The following is a 16,302-nucleotide window of genomic DNA, read 5'->3' on the forward strand; positions in this document are numbered from 1 at the left end:
GCGATCGCACACGGCGAGGCCCGGCGTCCCCGAAGGGACACCGGGCCTCGCCGGGATGCGGAGGAACCGTGAGACCTACAGTCCCGCGGCCGTGCGCAGCGCCTCGACCCGGTCCGTGCGCTCCCAGGTGAACTCGGGCAGCTCACGGCCGAAGTGGCCGTACGCGGCGGTCTGACCGTAGATCGGGCGCAGCAGGTCGAGGTCGCGGATGATGGCGGCCGGGCGGAGGTCGAAGACCTCGTCGATGGCCTTCTCGATCCGGTCGGTGTCGACCTTGGCGGTGCCGAAGGTCTCGACGAAGAGACCGACGGGCTCGGCCTTGCCGATGGCGTACGCCACCTGGACCTCGCAGCGGGAGGCGAGGCCCGCCGCGACGACGTTCTTGGCGACCCAGCGCATCGCGTACGCGGCGGAGCGGTCGACCTTGGACGGGTCCTTGCCGGAGAAGGCGCCGCCACCGTGGCGGGCCATGCCGCCGTAGGTGTCGATGATGATCTTGCGGCCGGTGAGGCCGGCGTCGCCCATCGGGCCGCCGATCTCGAAGCGGCCGGTCGGGTTCACCAGCAGGCGGTAGCCCTCGGTCTCCAGCTTGATGCCGTCGTCCAGCAGGGCCTTCAGCTCCGGCTCCACCACGAACTCGCGGATGTCGGGGGCCAGCAGCGACTCCAGGTCGATGTCGCTCGCGTGCTGCGAGGAGACGACGACCGTGTCCAGGCGGACCGCCTTGTCACCGTCGTACTCGATGGTGACCTGGGTCTTTCCGTCGGGACGGAGGTAGGGGATCGTGCCGTTCTTGCGGACGTCGGACAGGCGCTTCGACAGTCGGTGCGCCAGGAAGATCGGCAGCGGCATCAGCGTCGGCGTCTCGTCCGACGCGTAGCCGAACATCAGGCCCTGGTCGCCCGCACCCTGCTTGTCCAGCTCGTCCTCATCGCCCTCGACACGCGACTCGTACGCCGTGTCCACACCCTGCGCGATGTCCGGGGACTGCGCTCCGATCGACACCGACACACCGCAGGAGGCGCCGTCGAAGCCCTTCTTCGACGAGTCGTAGCCGATGTCCAGGATGGTGTCGCGCACCAGCTGGGCGATCGGCGCGTACGCCTTGGTCGTGACCTCGCCGGCCACGTGCACCAGGCCGGTCGTGATGAGCGTCTCCACCGCTACACGGGACGTGGGGTCCTCACGCAGCAGCGCATCGAGAATGGCATCGCTGATCTGGTCAGCGATCTTGTCGGGGTGACCCTCGGTCACTGACTCCGAGGTGAACAGACGACGGGACACAACGCTCCCTGGGGTTGCAGCGGCTGCTGGCTGATCATTGGCGGACGTGCTCGGGGGCTGCGCCCGGCGTCGTCCGAGAACAGTTTATCGGTCGGGCTCGGCCACCGGCCCACCTGTCTCGCCTCTCGGGAGCCTTGTGACCTGCGGCACGTGCATTCTGCCCAATGCCCGTAGCTGTCCGCCAGGGTCGCCACGCCCCAATGTGCGAGGTTCGAGTGCGACGTGACGCGAATGGCACTGTCAGTCGAGGCGCTCCGCGACCAGGTCCCACACCGTTTCGGCCAGGGCCTCCTTCGGGCCGTACGGCACCGGGGTCTCACTGCCGTCGGCTCCCAGCACCACGGCCTCGTTCTCCTCGGAGCCGAAGGTCTTGCGCTCCCCCACCTCGTTCACCACCAGCAGGTCGCACCCCTTGCGTGCCAGCTTGGCGCGGCCGTTGGCGAGGACGTCGTCGGTCTCCGCGGCGAAGCCGACGACCACCTGGCCGGGGCGGGGGCGGTCCGCCGAGATCTCCGCGAGGATGTCCGGATTACGCACCAGGACGATGGGCGCGGGCTCCTGGCCGTCCTTCTTCTTGATCTTCCCGGCCGCGTAGGTGTCGGGGCGGAAGTCGGCGACCGCCGCCGCCATCACCACGACGTCGGCGTCCGGTGCCGCCTTGAGCACCGCCTCGCGCAGCTGGACGGCCGTGCCGATCCGTACGACGTCCACGCCCGCGGGGTCCGGCAGTCCGGTGTTGGCCTCGATGAGGGTGACGCGGGCGCCCCGCGCGGCGGCCGTACGGGCCAGGGCGTAGCCCTGTTTGCCGGAGGAGCGGTTGCCGAGGAAGCGGACCGGGTCGAGGGGCTCGCGGGTGCCGCCCGCGGTGACGACGACGTGCCGGCCGACGAGGTCCGGCTCGGTGACGCCCCTGGCCAGCACCCGGCGGCAGACCTCGAAGATCTCCCCGGGGTCCGGGAGCCGGCCCTTGCCGGTGTCGGCGCCGGTCAGCCGGCCCACGGCGGGGTCGATGACGAGAGCGCCCCGGCGGCGCAGCGTCGCCACGTTCTCCTGGGTGGCCGGGTGTTCCCACATCTCGGTGTGCATGGCGGGGGCGAAGACGACGGGGCAACGGGCGGTGAGCAGGGTGTTGGTGAGGAGGTCGTCGGCGAGGCCGTGGGCGGCCTTGGCCAGCATGTCGGCGGTCGCCGGGGCGACGACCACCAGGTCGGCGGCCTGGCCGATGCGGACGTGCGGCACCTCGTGGACGCTCTCCCAGACCTCGGTGGAGACCGGGTTGCCGGAGAGCGCGGACCAGGTGGCGGCGCCCACGAAGTGCAGCGCGGAGTCGGTCGGCACGACCCGGACGTCATGCCCGGACTCGGTCAGCCGGCGCAGCAGCTCGCACGCCTTGTAGGCGGCGATCCCACCGCTGACCCCCAGAACGACCTTCGGCTTGCCCACCGTGCCTCCCCGCACTCGGATGTGTACGCGCTCCATGACACACCACAGGCCCGACAGTCGCACTGCCGGGCCTGTGGAAAAACCTACCGCGATCTGCTGATACGACTTACGCGGGGCCCTCGACGGCCTCGGACGTCAGCAGACCCGCGTTGATCTCGCGCAGGGCGATCGAGAGCGGCTTCTCGTGCACGTGAGTGTCGACGAGAGGACCGACGTACTCGAGGAGACCCTCGCCGAGCTGCGAGTAGTACGCGTTGATCTGGCGAGCACGCTTGGCCGCGTAGATCACGAGGCTGTACTTCGAGTCGGTTGCCTCGAGGAGCTCGTCGATCGGCGGGTTGATGATGCCCTCGGGCGCGGAGATGGAAGAGGACACGCTCTACCTTCCGATGGATGGGAAAAGATCGGTCGTGATCACAGAAAACGGACAGAACCCGTGATCACACAACATCCATCAAGGCTAGCAGCTCGCGGGCCACGTCCTCGACGGAGGTGTTGACCAGGGTGACGTCGAACTCCGGCTCGGCCGCCAGCTCGATCTTGGCCGCCTCCAGGCGGCGTTCGATCACCTCGGGCGGTTCGGTGCCCCGCCCGGTGAGCCGGCGCACCAGCTCATCCCAGGAAGGGGGAGCCAGGAACACCAGCTGGGCGTCCGGCATGGTCTCGCGGACCTGCCGCGCGCCCTGGAGGTCGATCTCCAGCAGGACGGGCTCGCCCCGCTCCAGGCGTTCGAGCACGGCGGCCCGGGGGGTGCCGTAGCGGTTGCCGGCGAACTCGGCCCACTCCAGCAGTTCGCCGTTGGCGATCAGCTTGTCCATCTCCTCGTCGGTGACGAAGAAGTAGTGGACTCCGTTCTGTTCACCGGGGCGCGGCTTGCGGGTCGTCGCCGACACCGAGAGCCAGACCTCGGGGTGCGCCTTGCGCATATGGGCGACGACCGTGCTCTTGCCGACCCCGGAGGGGCCGGAGAGCACGGTCAGCCGCGGACGTACGTCCGGGGGCTCGGGGGTCGTCCCCCGGAATGTTGCAGCCATGCAGCGATTATTCCAGCAATCCCGGAGTGCCCGGGACTCCCTGCCCGTCAGTGCCCGGGATCAGGAACCGGTGCTGCCGAACTCACGCTCCAGGGAGGCGATCTGGTTGGAACCGAGGCCGCGTACACGACGGCTCTCGGAGATACCCAGTCGCTCCATGATCTGCTTGGCGCGGACCTTGCCCACGCCCGGCAGGGACTCGAGCAGGGCGGAGACCTTCATCTTGCCGATGACGTCGTTCTCCTGGCCCTGCTTGATGACCTCGTGCAGGGAGGCGCCGGAGTGCTTGAGTCGATTCTTGACCTCGGCCCGCTCCCGGCGAGCCGCGGCGGCCTTTTCGAGCGCGGCTGCGCGCTGTTCAGGGGTAAGGGGCGGAAGAGCCACGCCTACGTCACCTCGGATGTCGAACTGTCGGATACGGACCGGTGAGGAACCTAGTCGCCCCTCACCTGGGGTGCCACGAGCAACACGCTTGCCCGTCGACCCTGATCGGAGACTAGCGGCCAAGTCCGCCGGAGTCAGCGAGAACAGCGGAAAAGTCCTGGTCAGCCTCCATGGAGTCGGATATAAGCCGCATAATGCCCCGGATTTGAGAATGTATTCAGACTCAAGTCGTCCGGGAACCGCCTCCGGGCACTCATCGGAGGTCTCGGGCGGCGGTCGTCGCGGTGCGGATCTCGTCCGCGAAACGATCCGAGGCGTCACGCAGAGCGACGATTGCGGGACCGTGACGAAGGACACCCCGGCTGACGTTCGGGACGACCTGACGCACGGCGCTCCCGAAGACCGCCGGAAGATCGGCCGGAGTGGCTCCCTGGGCCCCGATCCCGGGTGCCAGGAGGGGACCGCCGATGTTCAGGTCGTAGGACGAGAGGTCACCGAGCGTGGCGCCGACGACGGCGCCGAAGGAGCCCAGCGGCGCCTCGCCCGCGTTCTCGGCCGCCAGATGCGCCAGCATGGTCGCGCCGACGTTCCGTCCGTCGCCGCGCACCGCGTGCTGGACCTCGCCGCCCTCCGGGTTCGAGGTGAGCGCCAGCACGAACAGTCCGGCCCCGTTCTCGCGCGCCAGGGCCACGGCGGGTTTCAGGGAGCCGTAGCCCAGGTACGGCGAGACCGTCAGCGCGTCCGAGAACAGGGGCGCGTCCTTGTGCAGGAAGGTCTCGGCGTACGCGGCCATGGTGGAGCCGATGTCGCCGCGCTTGGCGTCCATGACGACCAGCGCGCCGGCGGCCCGTGCCTCCTGGACGGACCTCTCCAGCACGGCGACGCCCCGGGACCCGAAGCGTTCGAAGAACGCGCTCTGCGGCTTGAGGACGGCCACCCGGTCCGCCAGCGCCTCGACGACCGTGCGGCTGAAGCGCTCCAGGCCCGCGATGTCGTCGTTCAGGCCCCAGTCGGCGAGCAGGGAGGCGTGCGGGTCGATGCCCACGCAGAGCGGCCCGCGCTCGTCCATGGACCGGCGCAGCCGTGCGCCGAAGGGCTCGGTCATACGGTCTTCCTCACGTCGGCGCCGACCGCGTCGGCGAGAGTGGCGTACGGGCTGGTCCGCAGGCGGGCGGCCAGGCCCTTGTGGACGGCGCGGGCCCAGAGGGGGCCCTCGTAGACGAAGGCGCTGTAGCCCTGGACCAGCGTGGCGCCCGCCAGGATGCGCTGCCAGGCGTCCTCGGCGTTCTCGACGCCGCCGACGCCCACCAGGGTGATCCGGTCGCCCACGCGCGCGTAGAGGCGGCGCAGGACCGCGAGGGAGCGGGCCTTGACGGGCGCGCCGGAGAGACCGCCGGCCTCCTTCACCAGGGAGGGCTCGGAGGTGAGCCCGAGGCCCTCGCGCGCGATGGTGGTGTTCGTGGCGATGATTCCGTCCAGGCCGAGTTCCACGGCAAGGTCGGCGACGGCGTCGACGTCCTCGTCGGCGAGGTCCGGCGCGATCTTCACCAGCAGCGGGACGCGACGGGTGCGGACCGTGCGGTCGGCGGCCTCGCGCACGGCGGTGAGCAGGGGCCGCAGCGCCTCGGTGGCCTGGAGGTTGCGCAGGCCGGGCGTGTTGGGCGAGGAGACGTTGACGACGAGGTAGTCGGCGTGGGGCGCGAGGCGCTCGGTGGACTTCACGTAGTCCTCCGCGGCCTCCTCCTCCGGGACGACCTTGGTCTTGCCGATGTTGACGCCCACGACCGTCCTGAACACGGGCGTACGGGAGGCCAGGCGCGCGGCGACGGCGAGCGAGCCCTCGTTGTTGAAGCCCATGCGGTTGATCAGGGCGCGGTCGGCGACCAGGCGGAACAGCCGCTTCTTGGGGTTGCCGGACTGCGCCTCGCCCGTCACCGTGCCGATCTCGACGTGGTCGAAGCCGAGCATCGACATCCCGTCGATCGCGACGGCGTTCTTGTCGAAGCCGGCGGCGAGCCCGAACGGGCCGTGCATGCGCAGTCCGAATGCCTCGGTGCGCAGTTCCCGGTAGCGCGGCGCGAGCGCGGCGGCGACGAAGGTACGCAGGACGGGGACGCGGACGGCGAGACGGATCCAGCGGAAGGCCAGGTGATGGGCCGCCTCCGGGTCCATCCGTGTGAAGACCAGACGGAAGAAAAGCTTGTACATGTTCATGTCCTCGAAGGAGCGCCTCACGAAGAGGTCTCACGAAGAGGGGGACACCGTTTCCGGTGTCCCCCTCAGGGCTGCTAGTCGCGGGCCGCGATCAGGTGTTCGGCGTGTTCCTGGAGCGAGCGCACGCCCACGTCGCCGTGGTTGAGCGCGTCGATGCCCTGGACGGCCGCGGCGAGCGCCTGGACGGTCGTCAGGCAGGGTACGGACCGGGCCACGGCCGCCGTACGGATGTCGTAGCCGTCGAGGCGGCCGCCGGTGCCGTACGGGGTGTTGACGATGAGGTCGACCTCGCCGTCGTGGATGAGCTGGACGATCGTCTTCTCGCCGTTCGGGCCGGTGCCCTCGGACTGCTTGCGCACGACGGTGGCGTTGATGCCGTTGCGCCTGAGCACCTCGGCCGTGCCGGACGTGGCGAGCAGTTCGAAGCCGTGGGCGACCAGCTCGCGCGCCGGGAAGATCATCGAACGCTTGTCGCGGTTGGCGACCGAGATGAACGCGCGGCCCTTGGTGGGCAGCGGCCCGTACGCGCCGGCCTGCGACTTGGCGTACGCCGTGCCGAAGACCGAGTCGATGCCCATGACCTCGCCGGTGGAGCGCATCTCCGGGCCGAGGATGGTGTCGACTCCGCGCCCGTGGATGTCACGGAAGCGCGACCACGGCATGACGGCCTCCTTGACGGAGATCGGCGCGTCGAGCGGCAGCTCGCCGCCGTCGCCGTTGGCCGGAAGCAGTCCCTCCGCCCGCAACTCGGCGATGGTCGCGCCCAGCGAGATCCGGGCGGCCGCCTTGGCCAGCGGCACCGCGGTCGCCTTCGAGGTGAAGGGGACCGTGCGGGAGGCGCGCGGGTTGGCTTCGAGGACGTAGAGGATGTCCCCGGCCATCGCGAACTGGATGTTGATCAGACCGCGCACGCCGACGCCCTTGGCGATGGCCTCGGTGGAGGCCCGCAGGCGCTTGATGTCGAAGCCGCCGAGGGTGATCGGGGGCAGGGCGCACGCCGAGTCGCCGGAGTGGATGCCGGCCTCCTCGATGTGCTCCATCACGCCGCCGAGGTACAGCTCGTGGCCGTCGTACAGCGCGTCGACGTCGATCTCGATCGCGTCGTCGAGGAAGCGGTCGACCAGGACCGGCCGGGAGGGGCTGATCTCGGTCGACTCGGCGATGTACGCCTCCAGGCGGGCCTCGTCGTACACGATCTCCATGCCGCGTCCGCCGAGCACGTAGGACGGGCGGACGAGGACCGGGTAGCCGATCTCGTCGGCGATGGCCTTGGCGCCGGTGAAGGTGGTGGCCGTGCCGTGCTTCGGCGCGGGCAGGCCGGCCTCGGCGAGCACCTGGCCGAAGGCGCCGCGGTCCTCGGCGGCGTGGATGGCCTCGGGAGAGGTGCCCACGATCGGTACGCCGTTGTCCTTGAGCGCCTGCGCCAGACCCAGCGGCGTCTGCCCGCCCAGCTGGACGACGACGCCGGCGATCGGACCTGCCAGCGACTCGGCGTGCACGATCTCCAGCACGTCCTCCAGCGTCAGCGGCTCGAAGTACAGGCGGTCGGAGGTGTCGTAGTCCGTGGAGACGGTCTCCGGGTTGCAGTTGACCATCACGGTCTCGTAGCCCGCGTCGCTCAGCGCGAAGGAGGCGTGGACGCAGGAGTAGTCGAACTCGATGCCCTGGCCGATGCGGTTCGGGCCCGAGCCGAGGATGATCACGGCCGGCTTCTCGCGCGGGGCGACCTCGGTCTCCTCGTCGTACGAGGAGTAGAAGTACGGGGTCTTGGCGGCGAACTCGGCGGCGCACGTGTCGACCGTCTTGTAGACCGGGCGCACGCCCAGCGCGTGCCGCACCTCGCGCACGACGTCCTCGCGCAGCCCGCGGATCTCGGCGATCTGCTGGTCGGAGAAACCGTGCCGCTTGGCCTCCGCCAGAAGGTCCGGGTCGAGCTTGTCGGCCTCGGCCAGCTCGTCGGCGATCTCCTTGATCAGGAAGAGCTGGTCGACGAACCACGGGTCGATCTTCGTGGCCTCGAAGACCTCCTCGGGCGTGGCGCCCGCGCGGATGGCCTGCATGACGGTGTTGATCCGGCCGTCGGTCGGCCGGACGGCCTCTTCGAGGAGGAGCGCCTTGTCGCCGGTCTCGCCGACGAAGGTGAACTGGCTGCCCTTCTTCTCCAGCGACCGCAGCGCCTTCTGCAGCGCCTCGGTGAAGTTGCGGCCGATCGCCATGGCCTCGCCGACCGACTTCATGGTCGTGGTCAGGGAGGAGTCGGCGGAGGGGAACTTCTCGAAGGCGAATCGCGGGGCCTTGACGACGACGTAGTCGAGCGTCGGCTCGAAGGAGGCCGGGGTCTGCTCGGTGATGTCGTTCGGGATCTCGTCCAGCGTGTACCCGACGGCGAGCTTCGCGGCGATCTTGGCGATCGGGAAACCGGTCGCCTTGGAGGCGAGGGCCGAGGACCGCGACACGCGCGGGTTCATCTCGATGACGATGACCCGGCCGTCCTCGGGGTTCACCGCGAACTGGATGTTGCAGCCGCCGGTGTCGACGCCGACCTCGCGGATGATCGCGATGCCGACGTCACGCAACACCTGGTACTCGCGGTCGGTCAGGGTCATCGCGGGCGCGACCGTGATCGAGTCGCCGGTGTGCACGCCCATGGGGTCGAAGTTCTCGATGGAGCAGACGACCACGACGTTGTCGTTCTTGTCGCGCATCAGCTCCAGCTCGTACTCCTTCCAGCCGAGGATGGACTCCTCCAGGAGCACCTCGGTGGTCGGCGAGAGGGTGAGGCCCTGGCCGGCGATGCGGCGCAGCTCCTCCTCGTCGTGCGCGAAGCCGGATCCGGCGCCGCCCATGGTGAAGGAGGGGCGGACGACGACCGGGTAGCCGCCGAGCGTCTCGACGCCCCCCAGCACGTCGTCCATGGAGTGGCAGATGACCGAGCGGGCGGACTCGCCGTGACCGATCTTGGCGCGTACGGCCTCGACGACGTCCTTGAAGAGGTCGCGGTCCTCGCCCTTGTTGATGGCCTCGACGTTGGCGCCGATCAGTTCGACGCCGTACTTCTCCAGCGTCCCGGCCTCGTGCAGCGAGATGGCCGTGTTGAGGGCCGTCTGGCCGCCGAGGGTGGGCAGGAGGGCGTCGGGACGCTCCTTGGCGATGATCTTCTCGACGAACTCCGGGGTGATCGGCTCGACGTAGGTGGCGTCGGCGATCTCCGGGTCGGTCATGATCGTCGCCGGGTTGGAGTTGACCAGGACGACGCGCAGGCCCTCGGCCTTGAGCACGCGGCACGCCTGGGTGCCGGAGTAGTCGAACTCGGCGGCCTGGCCGATGACGATCGGGCCGGAGCCGATGACCAGGACGGACTGGATATCGGTGCGCTTAGGCACGCTGGCCCTCCATCAGGGATACGAAGCGGTCGAACAGGTAGGCGGCGTCGTGCGGGCCCGCTGCCGCTTCGGGGTGGTACTGGACGCTGAAGGCCGGGCGGTCGAGGAGCTGGAGCCCCTCCACCACGTTGTCGTTGAGGCACACGTGGGATACCTCGGCGCGGCCGAAGGGGGTCTCGGAGACCTGGTCGAGCGGGGCGTCGACGGCGAAGCCGTGGTTGTGCGCGGTGACCTCGACCTTGCCGGTCGTTCGGTCCTGCACCGGCTGGTTGATGCCGCGGTGGCCGTACTTCAGCTTGTAGGTGCCGAAGCCGAGCGCGCGGCCGAGGATCTGGTTGCCGAAGCAGATGCCGAAGAGCGGGGTGCCGCGCTCCAGGACCGCCCGCATGACGGAGACCGGGTGGTCGGCGGTGGCCGGGTCGCCGGGGCCGTTGGAGAAGAACACGCCGTCGGGATCGACGGCGTACACGTCCTCGGCGGTCGCCGTGGCGGGCAGGACGTGCACCTCGATGCCGCGCTCGGCCATGCGGTGCGGGGTCATGCCCTTGATGCCGAGGTCGACGGCGGCGACGGTGAACTTCTTGGTGCCGATCGCCGGGACGACGTACGTCTCCTTGGTGGCGACCTCCGCGGAGAGGTTCGCGCCCTTCATCTCGGGTGCCTCACGGACCTCGGTGAGCATGACTCCCTCGTCGGGCAGCGCGTTGCCGGAGAAGATGCCGACGCGCATGGCGCCGCGCTCACGGAGGTGGCGGGTGAGGGCCCGGGTGTCGATGCCGGAGATGCCGACGACGCCCTGGGCGCGCAGTTCGTCGTCCAGGGAGCGCCGGGAGCGCCAGTTGGAGGGCACGCGCGCGGGGTCGCGGACGACGTAGCCGGAGACCCAGATCTTCTTCGACTCGGGGTCCTCGTCGTTGACGCCGGTGTTGCCGACGTGCGGGGCGGTCATGACGACGACCTGGCGGTGGTACGACGGGTCCGTGAGGGTCTCCTGGTAGCCGGTCATCCCGGTGGAGAACACGGCCTCGCCGAAGGTCACCCCCACGGCCCCGTAGGCACGGCCGCGGAAGATCCGGCCGTCCTCCAGGACGAGTACGGCGGGAAGCGCCCCTTTCCTCTGCGAGGCGTTCCCCTGGGTGGAGGTCGTCATCGTGCGCCTTCCGTTTCCGTCTTGTTGATCATCTGGTTCAGGGCCTGGACCCACTCGTTGTGCTCGGCCGCGCGGTCGGAGCGGAACCCGGAGTCGAGCAGCTTGCCGCCGTGCTCCCAGGTGACCACCAGCAGCCCGCCCTCGGTGAGGACCTTGCCGGCGATGCCCTTGTCGAGCCGGGCCTCGCGCAGGGCACCGACCGGCACGAAGAAGTCGCTCGCTCCGGGGCGTACGACGTCCAGGCCGGCGTCCGTCAGCGTCAGCTCGACCCGGCTGCGGGCGCCCAGGCCGTGCGCCACGATGCGGTCGAGCCACTGCCCTGCGGTGGTGGAGCCGTGGTACCGGCCGCTCATGCTCAGTCTGGCCTCGCCCTGCTCGTCCGGCGCGGTGAGCAGCTCCGGCAGATCGCCCTGGAGCGTGCCGCGCCACCTCCACCCCTCGCGCATCAGCCAGTAGACGAGCGCGACGAACAGGGCGAGTCCGACGACCCAGCCGATGCGCGCGGCCCAGTCGGTGACCTCAGCCGATTCCTTCTCGGCGGCCAGCAGAATTACAGGTGTCACGTGAGCTTCCCGTCGACGAGCGTGGCCTTGCCCCGCAGCCATGTGTGCGTGACACGGCCCGGCAGCTCGCGGCCCTCGTAGGGGGTGTTGCGGCTGCGCGAGGCGAAGCCCGCGGGATCCACCGACCCACGGTATGCCGTGTCGACGAGCGTGAGGTTGGCGGGCTCACCTGCCGAGACGGGACGTCCGTGACCGGCGGCCTGCCCGATCTTCGCGGGCTTGACCGACATACGGTCCGCGACGCCCGCCCAGTCGAGCAGACCGGTGGCGACCATCGTCTCCTGGACCACGGACAGCGCGGTCTCCAGGCCGACCATGCCCATGGCCGCCGCGGCCCACTCGCAGTCCTTGTCCTCGTGGGGGTGCGGGGCGTGGTCGGTGGCGACGATGTCGATCGTGCCGTCGGCGAGCGCCTCACGCAGGGCCAGCACGTCGCGCTCGGTGCGCAGCGGCGGGTTGACCTTGTAGACCGGGTTGTAGGAGCGCACCAGCTCGTCGGTGAGGAGGAGGTGGTGCGGGGTGACCTCGGCGGTGACGTCGATGCCGCGGGACTTGGCCCAGCGGACGATCTCGACGGACCCGGCGGTCGACAGGTGGCAGATGTGGACGCGGGAGCCGACGTGCTCGGCGAGCAGGACATCCCGGGCGATGATCGATTCTTCGGCCACCGCGGGCCAGCCGCCGAGGCCCAGCTCGGCGGAGACGACGCCCTCGTTCATCTGGGCGCCCTCGGTCAGCCGGGGCTCCTGCGCGTGCTGGGCGACGACCCCGCCGAACGCCTTCACGTACTCCAGGGCCCGGCGCATGATCACCGCGTCGTCGACGCACTTGCCGTCGTCCGAGAAGACGGTGACCCCGGCGGCCGACTCGTGCATCGCGCCCAGCTCGGCGAGCTTCCTGCCCTCCAGGCCGACGGTGACGGCGCCGATGGGCTGGACGTCGCAGTAGCCGTGTTCCTGGCCGAGCCGGTAGACCTGCTCGACCACACCGGCGGTGTCGGCGACGGGGAAGGTGTTGGCCATGGCGAAGACGGCCGTGTAGCCGCCGGAGGCCGCCGCGCGCGTGCCGGTGAGCACGGTCTCGGAGTCCTCACGGCCGGGCTCGCGCAGATGGGTGTGCAGGTCGACCAGGCCCGGCAGGAGCACCTTGCCCTCGGCCTCGACGACCTGGGCGTCCTCGGCGGACAGACCGGCTCCCACCTCGGCGATGGTCTCGCCGTCGATCAGCACGTCCTGCGGCTCGCCGCCCAGCACCTTCGCACCACGGATCAGGATCTTGCTCATGGTCTTACTTCTCCTCGGTGGTGCGGGTGTGGGTGACGGCGGGCTCGTTGCCGCCGAGGAGCAGGTACAGCACGGCCATCCGGATGGAGACGCCGTTGGCGACCTGCTCGACGACGGTGCAGCGGTCGGAGTCGGCGACCTCGGCGGTGATCTCCATGCCGCGGACCATCGGGCCGGGGTGCATCACGATGGCGTGCTCGGGCATCCGCGCCATGCGGTCGCCGTCGAGGCCGTAGCGCCGGGAGTACTCGCGCTCGGTGGGGAAGAACGCCGCGTTCATCCGCTCCCGCTGCACGCGCAGCATCATCACCGCGTCGGACTTGGCGAGCGTGCTGTCCAGGTCGTAGCTGACCTCGCAGGGCCAGGTGTGGACACCGACCGGCACCAGGGTGGGCGGGGCGACGAGGGTGACCTGGGCGCCGAGGGTGTGCAGCAGGTCGACGTTGGACCGTGCGACGCGGCTGTGCAGGACGTCGCCGACGAGCGTGATGCGCTTGCCGGAGAGGTCCTGGCCGAGTCCGGCGTCCCGGCCGACGAGGCGGCGGCGCATGGTGAACGCGTCCAGCAGGGCCTGGGTGGGGTGCTGGTGGGTGCCGTCGCCCGCGTTGATCACGGCGGCGTCGATCCAGCCGGAGGTCGCCAGGCGGTACGGGGCCCCCGAGGCGCCGTGCCGGATGACGACGGCGTCGACGCCCATGGCTTCGAGGGTCTGGGCGGTGTCCTTGAGGGACTCGCCCTTCGACACGCTCGATCCCTTGGCGGTGAAGTTGATGACGTCCGCGGACAGGCGCTTCTCGGCGGCCTCGAAGGAGATCCGGGTGCGGGTGGAGTCCTCGAAGAAGAGGTTGACGATCGTGCGGCCGCGCAGGGTCGGCAGTTTCTTGATCGGCCGGTCCGCGACCCGGGCCATCTCCTCGGCGGTGTCGAGGATCAGGACGGCGTCGTCGCGGGTGAGGTCGGCGGCCGAGATGAGATGACGCTGCATCTTTCAGGCTCCGTAAGGCGGTTCGGGAGATTCCGGGCAGGCATGGGCATCACGAATGGACGTACGGCACAGGGCCGCACGCGCGCGTGCTACTGCTGGGCGGTCCGCTTCGCACCGAGCAGGACGGTGTCCCGACCGTCTTCCTCGGCGAGCTGGACCTTGACCGTCTCCCGCAGCGACGTGGGGAGGTTCTTGCCGACGTAGTCGGCACGGATGGGCAGTTCGCGGTGGCCGCGGTCGACGAGGACCGCGAGCTGGACGGCGCGCGGACGGCCGATGTCGTTCAGCGCGTCGAGTGCCGCGCGGATCGTGCGGCCGGAGAAGAGCACGTCGTCGACGAGGACGACCAGCCGGCCGTCGATGCCGTCACCGGGGATCTCGGTGCGGGCCAGCGCACGCGGCGGGTGCATGCGCAGGTCGTCGCGGTACATGGTGATGTCGAGCGAACCGACCGGGATCTTGCGGCCGGTGATCTCCTCCAGCTTGGCGGCGAGCCGCTGGGCGAGGAAGACGCCCCGGGTCGGAATGCCGAGGAGCACCACGTCGTCGGCGCCCTTGGCGCGTTCGACGATCTCGTGGGCGATGCGGGTCAGTACGCGCGCGATGTCGGGGCCTTCGAGCACGGGCCTGGCATCGGACGCCTGCGCATCCTGGTGCGGGTCTCCTTGCGGAGTTTCTTGCGTGTCCATATGAAACGGACCTCCTTCTCCGCCTCACGGGACGGATCTTAAAGGACGTCGGAATTGCGCCATCCACGGTAGCAGGCCCCGGCAACGCCCCAGATCACCCCCCTGGCCCAATGGATCTCGGTTACCACGGAAGAGTCGGTACGGACCATTCGGCTTGACGGGGCAGAGTCACGCTGCGTAACCTCACAGTGAGTCACCAGCCTTCGTCCGGGGAGCTATATGTCCAGCGAATACGCCAAACAGCTCGGGGCCAAGCTCCGGGCCATCCGCACCCAGCAGGGCCTTTCCCTCCACGGTGTCGAGGAGAAGTCCCAGGGACGCTGGAAGGCGGTCGTGGTCGGTTCGTACGAGCGCGGCGACCGCGCCGTCACCGTGCAGCGCCTCGCGGAGCTGGCGGACTTCTACGGGGTTCCCGTGCAGGAACTGCTTCCCGGTACGACCCCGGGCGGCGCCGCCGAGCCGCCGCCGAAGCTCGTGCTGGACCTTGAGCGCCTGGCCCACGTGCCGGCCGAGAAGGCGGGCCCGCTGCAGCGTTACGCGGCCACGATCCAGTCCCAGCGCGGCGACTACAACGGCAAGGTGCTCTCGATCCGCCAGGACGACCTGCGCACACTCGCCGTGATCTACGACCAGTCCCCCTCGGTCCTCACCGAGCAGCTGATCAGCTGGGGCGTCCTGGACGCGGACGCGCGCCGCGCGGTCACCCACGAGGACGCCTGACACTTCGGGCGGATCCCAGCAGAAACGTGCCGCCGGGGTGGCTCGAACCAGTTGGTTCGGGCCACCCCGGCGGCTTTTCGCTCTCCCCGCTCTTCCTGCCTGTTCGCCTGCCTACTCGGCTTCCCGGCGGAGCGAGGGCTTGAGGTCCTTCAGCCGGCCGAGCAGACCGTTCACGAAGGACGGCGAGTCGTCCGTGGAGAACTCCTTCGCCAGCTGCACCATCTCGTCGAGCACCACCGCGTCCGGGGTCGCGTCGACCCAGATCAGCTCGTACGCCCCGAGCCGCAGGATGTTGCGGTCCACGACCGGCATCCGGTCGAGCGTCCACCCCACCGAGTACTGCGCGATCAATTCGTCGATCCGCTTGGCGTGCTCCGAGTACCCCTCGACCAGCTGCATGGTGTACTCGCTGACCGGAGGCTGCCGGGTGTCGCTGTGGGCGTGCCGGATCCAGTCCGCGAGGACGGTCAGGACGTCGACCCCGCGCTGGTCGCCCTCGAAGAGGATCTGGAAGGCACGCTTGCGGGCCGTGTTACGGGCAGCCACGGTTAGCTGTTCACCCGGCCGAGGTAGTCGCTGGTGCGGGTGTCGACCTTGATCTTCTCGCCGGTGGTGATGAAGAGCGGCACCTGGATCTGGTGACCGGTCTCCAGGGTGGCGGGCTTGGTGCCACCGGTGGAGCGGTCGCCCTGGACGCCCGGCTCGGTCTCCTGGATCACGAGCTCGACGGCGGCCGGCAGCTCGACGAAGAGCACCTCGCCCTCGTGCTGCGCGACGGTGGCGGTGAAGCCCTCGATCAGGAAGTTGGCGGCGTCGCCGACGGCCTTGCGGTCGACCATGAGCTGGTCGTAGGTCTCCATGTCCATGAAGACGAAGTACTCGCCGTCCATGTAGGAGAACTGCATGTCGCGCTTGTCGACAGTGGCCGTCTCGACCTTGACGCCGGCGTTGAACGTCTTGTCGACGACCTTGCCGGAGAGCACGTTCTTGAGCTTGGTGCGCACGAAGGCCGGGCCCTTGCCGGGCTTGACGTGCTGGAACTCGACGACGGACCAGAGCTGGCCGCCTTCGAGCTTGAGCACCAGGCCGTTCTTGAGGTCGTTCGTGGAAGCCACGGTTGCGGAATCTCCTGGACTGACGTGGACGACCCCGGGCCACGCGCGCAGCCGA

The 16,302-nt window shown here is 69.7% G+C and carries 16 protein-coding genes; 1 reads left to right on the forward strand and 15 read right to left on the reverse strand.

Features of this window, described 5'->3' with window-relative positions; all coding sequences use genetic code 11:
- Nucleotides 1-75 precede the first annotated feature (75 nt).
- The 13 genes from metK to pyrR form a co-directional block, all read right to left on the reverse strand.
- A complete protein-coding gene (gene metK, locus ACZ6BB_RS13570; protein WP_471615404.1) occupies nucleotides 76-1,284 on the reverse strand; it encodes a methionine adenosyltransferase in 1,209 nt (402 codons plus the stop codon).
- A gap of 240 nt (nucleotides 1,285-1,524) precedes the next feature.
- Nucleotides 1,525-2,727: a bifunctional phosphopantothenoylcysteine decarboxylase/phosphopantothenate--cysteine ligase CoaBC gene (gene coaBC, locus ACZ6BB_RS13575; RefSeq protein ID WP_471615405.1), complete on the reverse strand. Its 1,203-nt coding sequence runs from the start codon at nucleotides 2,725-2,727 to the stop codon at nucleotides 1,525-1,527.
- 106 nt (nucleotides 2,728-2,833) lie between these two features.
- Entirely contained in the window at nucleotides 2,834-3,103 is a 270-nt protein-coding gene (gene rpoZ / locus ACZ6BB_RS13580) for a DNA-directed RNA polymerase subunit omega (protein ID WP_005485492.1), read from the reverse strand.
- Between the two features lie 64 nt (nucleotides 3,104-3,167).
- The gene (gene gmk, locus ACZ6BB_RS13585; RefSeq protein ID WP_471615406.1) at nucleotides 3,168-3,761 is read right to left on the reverse strand and encodes a guanylate kinase; all 594 of its coding nucleotides are present in this window, start codon (nucleotides 3,759-3,761) and stop codon (nucleotides 3,168-3,170) included.
- Nucleotides 3,762-3,821: 60 nt separating this feature from the next.
- A complete protein-coding gene (locus ACZ6BB_RS13590; RefSeq protein ID WP_003977346.1) occupies nucleotides 3,822-4,145 on the reverse strand; it encodes an integration host factor in 324 nt (107 codons plus the stop codon).
- A 253-nt stretch (nucleotides 4,146-4,398) separates the two neighbouring features.
- Entirely contained in the window at nucleotides 4,399-5,250 is an 852-nt protein-coding gene (pyrF, locus tag ACZ6BB_RS13595; RefSeq protein ID WP_471615407.1) for an orotidine-5'-phosphate decarboxylase, read from the reverse strand.
- Nucleotides 5,247-6,353: a quinone-dependent dihydroorotate dehydrogenase gene (locus tag ACZ6BB_RS13600; protein ID WP_471615408.1), complete on the reverse strand. Its 1,107-nt coding sequence runs from the start codon at nucleotides 6,351-6,353 to the stop codon at nucleotides 5,247-5,249. The genes pyrF and ACZ6BB_RS13600 overlap by 4 nt, the downstream gene beginning before the upstream one ends.
- 80 nt (nucleotides 6,354-6,433) lie before the next feature.
- Complete coding sequence (gene carB, locus ACZ6BB_RS13605; protein WP_471615409.1) at nucleotides 6,434-9,742, reverse strand: carbamoyl-phosphate synthase large subunit; 3,309 nt, start codon at nucleotides 9,740-9,742, stop codon at nucleotides 6,434-6,436.
- Nucleotides 9,735-10,892, reverse strand: a complete 1,158-nt coding sequence (carA, locus tag ACZ6BB_RS13610) for a glutamine-hydrolyzing carbamoyl-phosphate synthase small subunit (protein WP_471615410.1) — start codon at nucleotides 10,890-10,892, stop codon at nucleotides 9,735-9,737. Before carA ends, carB begins: the two co-directional genes overlap by 8 nt.
- On the reverse strand, nucleotides 10,889-11,455 hold the full coding sequence (locus ACZ6BB_RS13615) for a PH-like domain-containing protein (protein WP_471615411.1): 567 nt from the start codon (nucleotides 11,453-11,455) through the stop codon (nucleotides 10,889-10,891). Before ACZ6BB_RS13615 ends, carA begins: the two co-directional genes overlap by 4 nt.
- Nucleotides 11,452-12,738 carry a dihydroorotase gene (locus ACZ6BB_RS13620; RefSeq protein WP_471615412.1) on the reverse strand — a complete coding sequence of 429 codons (1,287 nt, stop codon included), beginning with the start codon at nucleotides 12,736-12,738 and terminating at the stop codon, nucleotides 11,452-11,454. Before ACZ6BB_RS13620 ends, ACZ6BB_RS13615 begins: the two co-directional genes overlap by 4 nt.
- A 4-nt stretch (nucleotides 12,739-12,742) precedes the next feature.
- On the reverse strand, nucleotides 12,743-13,723 hold the full coding sequence (locus ACZ6BB_RS13625; RefSeq protein WP_013005033.1) for an aspartate carbamoyltransferase catalytic subunit: 981 nt from the start codon (nucleotides 13,721-13,723) through the stop codon (nucleotides 12,743-12,745).
- Nucleotides 13,724-13,812: 89 nt separating this feature from the next.
- A complete protein-coding gene (gene pyrR / locus ACZ6BB_RS13630) occupies nucleotides 13,813-14,412 on the reverse strand; it encodes a bifunctional pyr operon transcriptional regulator/uracil phosphoribosyltransferase PyrR (RefSeq protein WP_471615413.1) in 600 nt (199 codons plus the stop codon).
- Nucleotides 14,413-14,631: 219 nt separating this feature from the next.
- Here pyrR and bldD point away from each other — a divergent pair, with 219 nt between their 5' ends.
- Complete coding sequence (bldD, locus tag ACZ6BB_RS13635) at nucleotides 14,632-15,132, forward strand: transcriptional regulator BldD (RefSeq protein WP_005485476.1); 501 nt, start codon at nucleotides 14,632-14,634, stop codon at nucleotides 15,130-15,132.
- Nucleotides 15,133-15,243: 111 nt separating this feature from the next.
- Here bldD and nusB read toward each other — a convergent pair whose 3' ends face one another.
- Nucleotides 15,244-15,678, reverse strand: a complete 435-nt coding sequence (gene nusB / locus ACZ6BB_RS13640) for a transcription antitermination factor NusB (RefSeq protein WP_451275595.1) — start codon at nucleotides 15,676-15,678, stop codon at nucleotides 15,244-15,246.
- A 2-nt stretch (nucleotides 15,679-15,680) separates the two neighbouring features.
- Nucleotides 15,681-16,247, reverse strand: a complete 567-nt coding sequence (gene efp / locus ACZ6BB_RS13645; protein WP_033532566.1) for an elongation factor P — start codon at nucleotides 16,245-16,247, stop codon at nucleotides 15,681-15,683.
- Between the last annotated feature and the right edge of the window lie 55 nt (nucleotides 16,248-16,302).

The organism is Streptomyces sp. NPDC041108 (genome assembly GCF_055592645.1).